General features: G+C 75.7%; 11 protein-coding genes. 10 read left to right on the forward strand and 1 reads right to left on the reverse strand.

Annotated elements, in window-relative coordinates; genetic code table 11:
• The first annotated feature begins 134 nt into the window (after nt 1-134).
• The 5 genes from rimP (at nt 135) to rbfA (ending at nt 5,824) form a co-directional block, all read left to right on the forward strand.
• Nucleotides 135-749, forward strand: coding sequence for a ribosome maturation factor RimP (gene rimP, locus ACZ402_RS14605; RefSeq protein WP_375824388.1), 615 nt, complete (start codon nt 135-137; stop codon nt 747-749).
• 2 nt (nt 750-751) lie between these two features.
• A complete protein-coding gene (nusA, locus tag ACZ402_RS14610; RefSeq protein ID WP_375824389.1) occupies nt 752-1,813 on the forward strand; it encodes a transcription termination factor NusA in 1,062 nt (353 codons plus the stop codon).
• Between the two features lie 81 nt (nt 1,814-1,894).
• Nucleotides 1,895-2,218, forward strand: coding sequence for a YlxR family protein (locus ACZ402_RS14615; protein ID WP_375824390.1), 324 nt, complete (start codon nt 1,895-1,897; stop codon nt 2,216-2,218).
• Nucleotides 2,219-2,373: 155 nt separating this feature from the next.
• Complete coding sequence (gene infB, locus ACZ402_RS14620) at nt 2,374-5,241, forward strand: translation initiation factor IF-2 (RefSeq protein WP_375824391.1); 2,868 nt, start codon at nt 2,374-2,376, stop codon at nt 5,239-5,241.
• A 139-nt stretch (nt 5,242-5,380) separates the two neighbouring features.
• Complete coding sequence (gene rbfA, locus ACZ402_RS14625; RefSeq protein ID WP_375824392.1) at nt 5,381-5,824, forward strand: 30S ribosome-binding factor RbfA; 444 nt, start codon at nt 5,381-5,383, stop codon at nt 5,822-5,824.
• A gap of 112 nt (nt 5,825-5,936) precedes the next feature.
• On the opposite strand, the gene ACZ402_RS14630 is transcribed toward rbfA, so the two are convergent.
• On the reverse strand, nt 5,937-7,331 hold the full coding sequence (locus ACZ402_RS14630) for an MFS transporter (protein WP_375824393.1): 1,395 nt from the start codon (nt 7,329-7,331) through the stop codon (nt 5,937-5,939).
• A gap of 177 nt (nt 7,332-7,508) precedes the next feature.
• Between ACZ402_RS14630 and ACZ402_RS14635 the strand changes: the two genes are divergently transcribed.
• From ACZ402_RS14635 to ACZ402_RS14655, 5 genes are all read left to right on the forward strand, one after another.
• On the forward strand, nt 7,509-8,099 hold the full coding sequence (locus tag ACZ402_RS14635) for a TetR/AcrR family transcriptional regulator (RefSeq protein ID WP_375824394.1): 591 nt from the start codon (nt 7,509-7,511) through the stop codon (nt 8,097-8,099).
• Nucleotides 8,096-9,076, forward strand: a complete 981-nt coding sequence (truB, locus tag ACZ402_RS14640; RefSeq protein WP_375824395.1) for a tRNA pseudouridine(55) synthase TruB — start codon at nt 8,096-8,098, stop codon at nt 9,074-9,076. Before ACZ402_RS14635 ends, truB begins: the two co-directional genes overlap by 4 nt.
• A 107-nt stretch (nt 9,077-9,183) precedes the next feature.
• A complete protein-coding gene (locus ACZ402_RS14645) occupies nt 9,184-10,218 on the forward strand; it encodes a bifunctional riboflavin kinase/FAD synthetase (protein WP_375824396.1) in 1,035 nt (344 codons plus the stop codon).
• 2 nt (nt 10,219-10,220) lie between these two features.
• Nucleotides 10,221-10,913, forward strand: a complete 693-nt coding sequence (locus ACZ402_RS14650; protein WP_375824397.1) for an ABC transporter ATP-binding protein — start codon at nt 10,221-10,223, stop codon at nt 10,911-10,913.
• 80 nt (nt 10,914-10,993) lie between these two features.
• Nucleotides 10,994-12,514 (forward strand): DUF6297 family protein, encoded by a 1,521-nt coding sequence (locus tag ACZ402_RS14655; RefSeq protein ID WP_375824398.1) that lies wholly within the window; start codon nt 10,994-10,996, stop codon nt 12,512-12,514.
• Nucleotides 12,515-12,614: the final 100 nt, after the last annotated feature.

A 12,614-nucleotide genomic window follows, 5' to 3' on the forward strand; every position in this document is an offset into this window, starting at 1 on the left:
CGTCCGGGGCTCGCGAGTCGTTAGGCTGGTCCCCGGTCGAACGTCCCGACGGCCAGGCCGTCGGGAGATTCCCGAGACAACAACACACCGGTCGTCTTCCGTACCCGGCGTGGGACACGGACAGGAGCTGAGTCATGGCAGGGCAGGCGGGCGGTCAGCCCGGCAAGGCACCCGGAGGCGACGCGGCGACGCACGCGCTCCGCGAGAGCGTGCGCGCGGCGATCGAGCCCGCGGTCCAGGACGCGGGGCTCCACCTCGAGGACGTCACGGTGTCGCGTGCCGGAGCCCGGTCCGTGGTGCGCGTCGTGCTCGACCTCCCGGACGACGTCGAGGGGAACCTCGACCTCGACACGGTGGCGGAGGCGACGCGCCCGATCTCGACGGCGCTGGACGCGGTGGACCCGCTCCACGGCGCGTACACGCTCGAGGTCTCGACGCCCGGCACCGACCGTCCGCTCACCGAGCCCCGCCACTTCCGGCGCGCCCGCGGCCGCCTCGTGCGCCTCGTGCTCGCCGACGGCGGCACGGTCGAGGGGCGCCTGCGGTCCGGGTCCGAGGTCGGCCCCGGGCTGCTCCTGGACGTGCCGGGCAAGCGCGGTGTCGTGACGGAGCGCGTCGTGCCCCTGGCGGACGTGGTCCGCGGGCAGGTGCAGGTGGAGCTCAAGCGCGCGCTCGAGGCCGACCTGCCCGAGCTCGACGAGACCGACGGCTCGACCGACGAGACGACCGCCCACGACGAGGAGGCCTGACGATGGACGTGGACATGAGCGCGCTGCGCCTGCTGGAGCGCGAGAGGGACATCAGCCTCGACGTCCTGGTCGCCGCGATCGAGCAGGCCCTGCTCTCGGCGTACCACCGCACCCCGGACGCGTACACGCGCGCCCGGGTCGAGCTCGACCGCAAGACCGGGCACGTCACGGTGTGGGCGCGCGAGGAGCTGCCGGCTCCGGAGACCGATGACGAGGACGCCCCGCGTGGCCCGGTCGAGCACGGTCCCGAGTTCGACCACACGCCCGCCGACTTCGGCCGGATCGCGACGTCGACCGCGCGGCAGGTCATCGTCCAGCGCCTGCGCGACGCGGAGGACGACCAGATCCTCGGCACGTTCCGCGGCAAGGAGGGCGAGGTCCTCGCGGGCGTCATCCAGCAGGGGCGCGACCCGCGCGTCGTGCTCGTGGACGTCGGCGGCACGGAGGCCGTCCTCCCGCCGCACGAGCAGGTGCCGACGGAGGAGTACGTGCACGGCGAGCGCCTGCGCGCCTACGTGCTCGAGGTCGCCCGGGGAATGAAGGGCGCGCAGATCACGTTGAGCCGGACGCACCCGAACCTCGTGCGCAAGCTGTTCGAGCTCGAGGTCCCGGAGGTCGCCGACGGCTCGGTGGAGATCACGGCCATCGCGCGCGAGGCCGGGCACCGGACCAAGGTCGCGGTGCGGTCCAGGGTCCCGGGTCTCGGGGCCAAGGGCGCGTGCATCGGGCCGATGGGCTCGCGCGTGCGCGCCGTCATGGCGGAGCTGCACGGCGAGAAGATCGACATCGTCGACCACAGCGACGACCCGGCGCAGTTCGTCGCGAACGCGCTGTCGCCGGCTCGTGTGTCGTCCGTCACGGTCGTCGACGAGGCGGCCCGGGCCGCGCGCGTCGTCGTCCCGGACTTCCAGCTCTCGCTCGCGATCGGCAAGGAGGGGCAGAACGCCCGCCTGGCCGCGAAGCTCACGGGGTGGCGCATCGACATCCGCTCGGACGAGGGCGGCGCCCCGTCGGAGGGTTCCGACCGCGACGCTCCCGCAGGTCCCCGCACCGGAGACCGGTAGTCGCCGGGAGTGGGACGGTCACGGATGACGGGACGGCGCGGTAGACTGTCCTCGACCGGGCCGCGCGCCCGCACCTCGACCATGCCCCAGGACACCCCGACCCGCCCCGTACCCACGGGCAAGGGTCCTGTCCGCACGTGCGTCGGATGCCGGGAGCGCGACCTGCGGTCAGCTCTCCTCCGTCTGGTCCTCGACCGGTCCGGCGCGAGCACCGACGAGCCCCGGCTCGTGGTGGACGCGGGACGGTCGCTGCCGGGTCGTGGTGCGTGGCTCCACGCGTCGACCCGGTGCCTCGAGACGGCGGAACGCCGGCGGGCCGTCCCGCGGGCCCTGCACGTCGCCGGGCCCCTCGACCTCGCCGCGGTCCGCACCGCGATCGAGGCCCGGTCGGGAGAGCACGGCTGAGCCACTGCGTCACGGCCCCACCCGGGGCCGCACTGCACGACACGTCGACAAGGAAGCGGGTTAGAAGCCGATGGGCACCCGATGAGTACCCAGCGATGAGCACCCAGCACTAACGACGGTCCTCCCTGTCCGGGGCGGACCGAGACAGGAGAGTTGTGGCAAAGGTCCGCGTCTACGAGCTCGCGAAGGAGCTCGGGGTGGAGAGCAAGACCATCATGACCAAGCTGACGGAGCTCGGTGAGTTCGTCCGCTCGGCATCCTCGACCATCGAGCCACCGGTGGTCCGCAAGCTGCGCGACGCCTTCCCCGCCGGGGGCGGCGGCGCGAGCAAGCCCGCGGCGGCTCCCGCCCCCGCGCGCCCGGCCGCGCCCAAGCCGGCCCCGAAGCCCGAGGTGAAGGCCGAGCCGGTCGCGCCGAAGGCGGAGGCGCCCGCGCCCCAGCCGGCGGCACCCGCCCCGGCGAAGGCCGAGCCCGCGAAGGCGGCTCCGGCACCCGCCGCGCCGGCTCCGAAGGCCCCGGCGCCCCAGGCCCCCGCGGCCGAGCGCCCCGCGCCCGCCCAGAAGCCCACCGCCACGCCCAAGCCGGGCGGCGGCACGAACGCGCCCGCGCCCCGTCCCGGCGGCACGAGCGCGCGCCCTGGCGCCCCGCGCCCGGGCAACAACCCGTTCGCCTCCAGCCAGGGCATGCCCCGGCAGGGTGGCGGGCCCCGTCCCGGTGCCCCGCGCCCGGGCAACAACCCGTTCGCGTCGAGCCAGGGCATGCCCCGGCCCGGCTCGCGTCCCGAGCGCACCGAGGGTGCGGCGGCGGCGTCCGGCGAGCGTCCGGGCGGCCCCCGTCCGGGTGGTCCCCGTCCCGCACCGCGTCCCGGCGGCCCGCGCCCGAACCCGGGCATGATGCCCGGTCGCACCTCGATCGGTCGCCCCGGTGAGCGTCCTGCTCCCGGCGGTCGTCCTGGCGGGGGCGGCGGCGGTCGTGGCGGCGGTGGCGGCTTCGCCGGTCGCCCCGGTGGCGGCGGTGCTCCCGGTGGTGGCGGCGGCTTCGCCGGTCGCCCCGGTGGCGGCGGTCGTGGTGGCGCGGGTCGTGGCTCCACGCAGGGCGCCTTCGGGCGCGCCGGTGGCCGTCCGGTCCGTGGGCGCAAGTCGAAGCGGGCGAAGCGCCAGGAGTTCGAGCAGATGCAGGCGCCGTCGCTCGGCGGCGTGCAGGTTCCCCGCGGCAACGGCAAGACCGTCGTCCGCCTGCGTCACGGCTCGTCCCTGAACGACTTCGCCGACAAGATCGACGCGAACCCCGCGAGCCTCGTCACGGTCCTCTTCCACCTCGGTGAGATGGCGACCGCGACCCAGTCGCTCGACGAGGACACGTTCGGCACGCTCGCGGCCGAGCTCGGCTACGTCATCGAGATGGTCTCGGCCGAGGAGGAGGACCGCGAGCTGCTCGGGTCCTTCGACATCGACCTGGACGCGGAGCTCGAGGCCGAGGGCGACGACGAGCTCATGGCTCGTCCGCCGGTCGTCACCGTCATGGGTCACGTCGACCACGGAAAGACCAAGCTCCTCGACGCGATCCGCCAGACGGACGTCGTCGCGGGCGAGGCCGGCGGTATCACCCAGCACATCGGTGCCTACCAGGTGCGCCACGAGCACGAGGGCACCGACCGCGCCATCACCTTCATCGACACCCCGGGTCACGAGGCGTTCACCGCCATGCGTGCCCGCGGTGCCCAGGTGACGGACATCGCGATCCTGGTCGTGGCCGCGGACGACGGCGTGATGCCGCAGACCATCGAGGCGCTGAACCACGCCCAGGCGGCGAACGTGCCGATCGTCGTCGCGGTGAACAAGGTGGACAAGGAGTCGGCCAACCCGGCCAAGATCCGCCAGCAGCTCACCGAGTACAACCTGGTGGCCGAGGAGTACGGCGGCGACACCATGTTCGTCGACGTGTCGGCCAAGCAGAACATGGGCATCGACGACCTCCTCGAGGCCGTCCTGCTCACGGCCGACGCCTCGCTCGACCTGCGTGCGAACCCCGACAAGGACGCCCGCGGCGTCGCCATCGAGGCGAACCTGGACAAGGGCCGCGGCGCCGTCGCGACCGTCCTCGTCCAGTCCGGCACGCTGCGCGTCGGCGACGCGATCGTCGCCGGCACGGCCCACGGCCGCGTCCGCGCGATGTTCGACGAGCACGGCAACGCCGTGACCGAGGCGGGCCCCGCCCGTCCGGTCCTCGTGCTGGGTCTCGCGTCCGTGCCGAGCGCGGGCGACACGTTCCTCGTGGCGCCCGACGAGCGCACGGCCCGCCAGATCGCCGAGAAGCGCGAGGCCGCCGAGCGTGCCGCCCTCCTGGCCAAGCGCCGCAAGCGCATCAGCCTCGAGGACTTCACGCAGGCTCTCCAGCAGGGCAAGGTCGAGACCCTCAACCTCGTCCTCAAGGGCGACGTGTCCGGTGCCGTCGAGGCCCTCGAGGACGCGCTGCTCAAGATCGACGTGGGCGACGAGGTCGAGCTGCGCGTCATCCACCGCGGCGTCGGTGCGATCACGCAGAACGACGTCAACCTCGCGACGGTCGACAACGCGATCATCATCGGCTTCAACGTGAAGTACGGCGAGCGCGTCGAGGACCTGGCCGAGCGCGAGGGCGTCGACGTCCGCTTCTACTCGATCATCTACCAGGCGATCGAGGACGTGGAGGCCGCGCTCAAGGGCATGCTCAAGCCGGAGTACGAGGAGGCCCAGCTGGGCACGGCGGAGATCCGCGAGATCTTCCGCTCCTCGAAGTTCGGCAACATCGCCGGTTCGATCGTCCGCTCGGGCGAGATCCGCCGCAACGCCAAGGCGCGCGTCCTGCGCGACGGCAAGATCGTGGGGGACAACCTCACGGTCGAGTCGCTCAAGCGGTTCAAGGACGACGCCACCGAGGTCCGCGAGGGCTTCGAGTGCGGTATCGGGCTGGGCTCGTTCAACGACCTCCAGGTCGGCGACACGATCGAGACGTTCGAGATGCGGGAGAAGCCGCGTTCCTGACGCTCGTCACGCCCGGGGGCGGTCACGGTCCGTGGCCGCCCCCGGGCGTTCGTCTCCCGTCCCGCCCGGCCGACGGGGACCGTTCGGCGTACGGTCGTCGGGACCGTAGCCGGAACGCTCGGCACGAAAGGAAGAAGCCATGGTCGACCACCCTCGGGCGAGGAAGCTCGCCGACCGCATCAAGGAGATCGTCGCGCAGATGCTCGACTCGCGGATCAAGGACCCGCGCCTCGGGTTCGTCACCGTGACGGACGTGCGCGTCACCGGTGACCTGCAGAACGCGTCCGTGTTCTACACCGTGTACGGCACCGACGAGGAGCGCGCCGGGACGGCAGCCGCGCTGGAGAGCGCCAAGGGCCTGATCCGGTCCGAGGTCGGCAAGCAGACGGGGATCCGCCTGACGCCGGCGATCGAGTTCCACCTCGACTCCGTCCCGGAGACGGCGGCGCACCTCGACGCCGCGCTCGTCGAGGCGCGCCGTCGCGACGCCGAGCTCGCGGCCCTGCGCGAGGGCAAGACCTTCGCCGGGGACGCGGACCCGTACCGGACGAGCGACGAGGAGGCGGAGTCGGCCGAGGGCTGACCTCCGACCGCGCACCGCACCGAGGGCCGGTGGCGACACGCAGCGCGTGCCGCCACCGGCCCTCGGCCGTCCCCCGACCGGACGGGCGCTGTGCCTGCGTCCCGGCCTCCGGTCAGCGGCCCGTGCCGCGCGGGAGGAGGAGCGCGCCCGCGGTGGCGACGGCGAGCACGGCGGCACCGACGGCGAGGGCCGGCACCAGGCCGGTCGCGAAGGCGGCCGGTGTCAGCGCGCCGCCCGCGGCGAGGAAGACGGCGGTCAGCACCGCGACCCCGAGCGCGACGCCGACCTCCCGCAGCGTCGCGTTGACGCTGCTCGCCGTCGCGTGGTCCGCCTCCCCGACCCCGGCGAGCACCGCCGTCGCGAGGGGCGCGAAGGTGAGCCCCATGCCCACGCCGGCGAGCACGAACGCCGGGACGAGCGCGCCGTACGCGGCGGGGTCGGCGTCCACGAGGAGGGCCATCCCGCCGAGCGCGACGGTCTGCAGCGAGAGGCCCGTGACGACGAGGGGGCGCACGCCGACCCGGGACGCGAGCGCGCCCGCGAGCGGGGCCACGACCATGGGTGCGGCCGTCCACGGCAGGGTCCGGACGCCCGCCTCGAGGGGTGAGTAGCCCAGGCCGACCTGCAGGAACTGCGTGAGCAGGAACACCGCGCCGAACATCCCGACGGCGAACGCGAGGCTGGCGACGTTGGCCGCGCTGAAGCTCCGCGAGCGGAACAGGCGCAGCGGGACGAGCGGGTGCGCGCTGCGCGCCTCCTGGAGGACGAAGAGCACGAGCAGGGCCGCCGCGGCGGCGAGGGTCGCGATCGTCGCCGTCGAGTCCCAGCCGCGCCGCTCGGCGTCGACGATGCCCCACACGACGAGCAGGACGCCGCCGCCGGCGAGGAGCAGCCCCGGGGCGTCGAACGGCTGGCGGCGCCCGAGCGACTCGCGCAGCGCAGCGAGGACGAGCGGCACGGCGACGACCGCGACCGGCACGTTGAGCCAGAAGATCGCCTGCCAGCTCAGGCCCTCCACGACGGCGCCGCCGACGAGCGGGCCGAGCGCGACCCCGAGGCCGGAGACGCCGCCCCAGACCCCGATCGCGAGCGCGCGCCGCGCGGGCGGGACCGCGCCGACGAGCAGCGTGAGCGACAGGGGGAAGATCGCGGCGGCGCCGGCACCCTGGACGGCGCGGGCCGCGACGAGCGCGCCGGGCGTGTCCGCGAGCGCGGCGGCGGCCGACGCGAGCGTGAAGAGCGCGATCCCGCCGACGAACACCCGGCGGCGGCCGAGGCGGTCGCCGAGCGCGGCCGCGGGCAGCATGAGGGTCGCGAACGCGAGCGTGTAGGCGTTGACGAACCACTGGAGCTGCTCGACGGTCGGTCGCAGCGCCTCCGAGATCACGGGGAGCGCGCCGGTGACGACGAGGTTGTCGAGCGTGGCCATGAACATGGGCAGCGACGCGGCGACGAGCGCGAGCGCGACGGGGCGCGCTCGCTGCGTCGTGGGACTCGGGTCGGGCACCTGCGGGGCGGGCGGGCGGCGCTCCGGCGCGTCCGCGACGGTCGTGCCGGTGCCGGACGGGCCGTCGGGCCAGGGCGTCGGTCGAGGGGAGTGACATGGTCGGCCTCCGAGGCGGAAGTAAGCATTGATTGATTACTACCTGGGTGACGCTAGTAATCGACTGATAACCTGTCAACCATGAGTTCCGACGCGCCGGCCCGGCGCATGACGCGCGACGAGCGCCGCGAGCAGATCCTCGACGCCGCGACCGCGGTGTTCGCGGAGGGCGGCTACGCGGGCACGAGCACCGACCAGGTCGCCCGCGCGGCGCACGTGTCCCAGCCCTACGTGGTGCGGCTCTTCGGGACCAAGGAGGAGCTGTTCCGCGAGGTGTTCGACCGCGTCGCGAGCGAGATCGTCGCTCAGTTCGAGGCCGTCCCGCCCGGCCCGGACGCGAAGGCCGCGATGGGCGAGGCGTACCTGCGGCTCATCGCCGACCCGGACCAGCTCCGCGTCCTCATGCACGGGTTCATGCTCGGCTCCGACCCGGTGCTCGGCGCCCGGGCGCGCGAGGTCCTGGCGCGCGGGTTCGACCTCTACCGCACGCGCTCCGGGGCGAGCGACGAGGAGGCGCGGGACTTCGTGGCGCACGGGATGCTGCTCAACACCCTGTTCGCCGTCCAGGCGCCGTCCCGCGCGGACGACGACCCGGTGCTCGCGGCGCTCGTCCGGTGCACCGTCCACCCGTCGGACGCGCCGGGCCGTGCCGGGTCGAGGGCGCCCCGATGACCGCCGCACGCGCCGCGCGCCCGCGCGACCGCGCGCCGCGGCGGCCGACGGCGCCCGACGGTCTGGTCGTCGTCGACAAGCCGGGCGGCTGGACGAGCCACGACGTCGTCGGTCGCGGGCGCCGGCTCGCCGGCACGCGCAAGGTCGGGCACGCGGGCACGCTCGACCCCATGGCGACGGGCGTGCTCGTGCTCGGGGTCGGTCGGGCGACCAAGCTGCTCACGTACGTCGTGGGCGCGGACAAGGACTACGACGCGACGATCCGGCTGGGCGCCGCCACGACGACCGACGACGCCGAGGGCGAGGTCGTCGCGCGCGCCGACGCGTCGGGGGTCGGGCGCGCGGACCTCGACCGCGGGATCGCCGACCTCACGGGCGAGATCCTGCAGGTGCCGAGCACGGTGAGCGCGATCAAGGTCGACGGGCAGCGGGCCTACGCCCGGGCTCGCGCGGGCGAGGACGTCGCGCTCGCGGCACGGCCCGTCGTCGTCTCGCGCTTCGAGGTCCTCGACGTGCGCCCGGTGGGGCCGGGGGAGACGCCCGACAACGCGCCCCCCGCCCTGGACGTGGACGTCGCCGTGACCGTGTCGTCCGGCACGTACGTCCGGGCGCTCGCCCGCGACCTCGGTGCCGCGCTCGGCGTGGGCGGGCACCTCACGGCCCTGCGGCGCACGCGCGTCGGCGGGTACGGGCTCGCCGTCGCCTCGACGCTCGAGGAGCTCGAGGCCCAGGCCGACCGCGACGGGGTCCTCGCGACGCTGCCGCTCGCCGAGGCCGCGCGCGCGACGTTCCCCGTGCGCGACCTCTCGACGTCGGAGGCCACGGCGCTGTCGTACGGGCAGTGGATCCCGGCGACCGGGACGCCGGGCACGACGGCGGCGATCTCCCCGGCCGGGGAGCTCGTCGCGCTGGTCGAGGACACGCGCCGCGGCGGCGCGGACCTCGCGAGGCCCGTGCTCGTCCTCGCGCCCGCCTGACGTCCTTCGGTTCGGCGTCGGGGCCGGGGCGTGGCAGTCTTGTCCAGCGGCGCCGACGACTCCCTGCCGGCGCGCACGACCCACCCCCTCACCGGAGGAGTTCTCGCGTGCACCTGTGGACGGACCTGAGCCAGGTTCCCCCGGGTTTCGGCCCGTCGGTCGTGACGATCGGCAACTTCGACGGCGTCCACCGCGGCCACGCCCAGGTGCTCGGGCGGATCGTCGACCTCGCCCGCTCGCGCGCCGCGCGCGCCGTCGCCGTGACGTTCCACCCGCACCCGGCGGTCGTGCACCGCCCCGAGAGCGCGCCCGAGCTCATCACGGGCATCGCCGACCGGGTCGAGCTGCTCGCGGCGACGGGCCTGGACGCCGTCCTCCTCGTGGAGTACACGCTCGAGTTCGCGCGCCAGACCCCGGAGGAGTTCGTGCGCACGTACCTCGTCGACGGGCTCCGGGTCGGGACCGTCGTCGTGGGGCACGACGTGCGCTTCGGCCGCGACAACGCGGGGACGATCGAGACCATGGTCGAGCTCGGGTCGCGGTTCGGCTTCGAGGTCGTGGCGATCGACGACGTCGGGCAGCACCAGGGCGTGCCCGTCACGGACGAGGCCACGCCGGGCGACTCCCAGGTGCGCTGGTCCTCCACGGGGGTGCGGGCGCTGCTCGCGGCGGGCGACGTGCGCGAGGCGGCCCGCATCCTCGGCCGGTCGCACCGCGTGCGGGGCACGGTCGTGCACGGCGACGCCCGGGGCCGCGAGCTCGGCTTCCCGACGGCGAACCTCGGCGCGATCAGCGGCATGGTCCCGGCCGACGGCGTGTACGCGGGCTGGCTGGAGCGGCCGCAGCTCGCGGGCGCCGACCCCGAGCACGCCGACGTCCGCCTCCCGGCCGCGATCTCGATCGGCACCAACCCGACGTTCGACGGCGTCGAGCGCCGGGTCGAGGCGTACGTCCTGGACCGCGCGGACCTCGACCTGTACGACGAGGACGTCGTCCTCGAGCTGGTCGAGCGGCTGCGTCCCACGCTGCGGTTCGACGGCATCGAGCCGCTCGTCGCGCAGATGCACGACGACGTCGCCCGTGCCCGCGCGATCCTCGCCGGCGCGGACGGGGAGCCGGTCGCGACGATCCCGGGGTCCTGACGGTGGCGGCACCCGGCCCCGTGCTCGAGGCGCGCGCGCTGCGCGTCGGGTACGCCGACGTGGCCGTGTGCGCGCCCGTCGACCTCACGGTGCACCCCGGCGAGCTGGTCGTCGTCATCGGCGCGAACGGGAGCGGGAAGTCGACGCTCCTGCGCACGGTGCTCGGCCTGCAGCCCCCGCTCGGTGGCGCGGTGCGGGCCTTCGGGCGTGCGGTCGACGAGCGCGAGCGGGACTTCCGCGCGCGCGTCGCGGGCGTGCTCGACGACGACGCGTTCTTCCCCGCGCTCACGGTGCGCGAGCACCTCGTCCTCGTCGCGCGCGGCCACGGCGTGGTCGGCGCGGGAGCGGTCGTGGACGCGCTCCTGGACCGGTTCGGGATCGCCGAGCAGGCGGCGTCGCTGCCGACGGCGCTCTCGTCGGGCCAGCGACGCCGCTTCCTGCTCGCGTCGGGCCTCGTCCGGCCCCGCGAGCTGCTGGTCCTCGACGAGCCGGAGCAGCGCCTCGACCCCGGGATGCGCGAGCGGCTCGCGGGGCTGCTCGTGGACGACGCGCGCAGCGGCGTCGCGGTCGTCCTCGCGACGCACGACCCCGAGCTCGTCGCGCGGACGGGCGCGCGCGGCCTCCTGGTCGGCGACGACGCGTGCGTCGCGCTCGACCCGGCGGACACCCACGACGCGCTCCTGGCGGTGCGCTGACGGTGACCGGCGCGCGCCCCGGCGGACCCCCCGGAGAGACCCGCGGCACGGGCCGCGACGGCGCCGACGGCGCGGTGGACATGCTTCGCTCCGACCCGGACGAGCTGCTCACCGGACGCGAGCTGCGTCGTCTGACCGCGCGTGCCGCGGCGGCGCGCGCCGACGCGGGCCCGGGGGAGATCGTCGTCGACGTGGCCTACGCCGTCGTGTCCGTCGCGCTCGCGACCGGCTGGGTGATCGGGCTCGCCTCGATGCTGCGCTCGGCGCTCGACCCCGGCTCGGCGGCGGGAACCGTGGTCCTCGGACCGGGCGCCGTCCAGGCGCTCGGGACCGCCGCGCTGCTCGCGCTCCTCACGGGCACGGCCGTGCGCCTCGGTCCGGTGGGGGCGGGCAGCGGGGGAGTGCGCTGGTGGGTGCCCACCCCGGCGGACCGGCGCGGGCTGGTGTCGCCGTCGTTCGTCCGCGCGGTGCTCCTGGGCGGTGTGCTGGGCGCGGTCGGGACGGTCGTCGTGTCGGTCGCCGCCGGCCTCGACGTCGCCCCCGCGCTCCGGGCGGCGCTGACGGGCGGCGCGCTCGGGCTCCTGCTCGTGTCGGTGGCGGGCCTCGCCCAGCCGTTCCCGCGGGCGGCCGGCGCCCTCGCCCGCACGAGCGACGTCGCCGTCGCGGCCGTGCCGGTCGCGGGCCTCGTGCTCGTCGTCGCGGGCCGCCCCGGGCTGCCGGCGCTCGCCGCCCCGCCCCTCGTGGCGCTCGGCCTCCTCACCGTCGGGGCCGTGCTCGTGCTGCGCTGGTGGCGCGGGCTGGAGTCGCTCGGGGCGACCGTCCTGCGCGCGCAGAGCTCGGTCGCCGACCAGGTGGGCGGAGCCGTGCTCTCGTTCGACACGCGCGACCTCGGCCGCGCCCTGCGTCGTGCCGGGGCGGCCCGCGTGCGCGTCCGGCGCCCGCGCCGGTTCGCCGCCGTGCGGGGCGCGTTCGGCGCGGTCGTGGCGGCCGACCTCGTGCTCCTCGGGCGCAGCCCGTCCGCCCTCGCGCAGCTCGTCGGTCTGGGCGCGCTGACGGTCGTCGCCCAGCAGGTCCCCGGCCTCGGCTCGGGGTTCGGCCTCTTCGCGGTGCTGGTCGTCGCGGGCCTCGGGGCCGCGGTGCTCGGCGCCGAGGGGGCGCGCACCGCGGAGATGGCGCCCGTCGTCGACTCCCTCGTGCCGCTCGCCGCACGGTGGACCCGGCTCGCGCGCACCGTCGTCCCCACGCTCACGGCCGCCGCGTGCCTGCTCGCGGGATCGGCACCGCTCGTCGTCGCGACGGGCGACGCGCGCTGGGCCGCGCTCGGCGCGCTCGCGGCGGTCGTGCAGGGCGCCGCCGCCGTGCGGAGCGCCTACCGCGAGCCGCCGAACTGGGGCGGCCCCCTGCTCGCGACGCCCGCGGGCGGGGTGCCCACGGGCGCGGCCGCGGTGCTGCGCAAGGGGCCGGACGTCGCCGTCCTCGGCGCCGTCCCCCTCGGGGTGGCGCTCCTCGTGGGCACCGCGGGCTGGGCCGCCGTCGTCGCGCAGGCGCTGGTGGCGGCGCTGGCGCTCGCGGTCGCGACCCACGTGCGCGCGGCGCGCTGACCCCACCTCCGCCGAGCGAGCGACCTGCGGCGAGACCGCGACGTCCAGCACACCAGGGGCAGCGTGCCCTGCGGCGGATCGCTGTCTCGGCGTCGGTGGG

This window comes from Cellulosimicrobium sp. NPDC030954, from assembly GCF_055571305.1.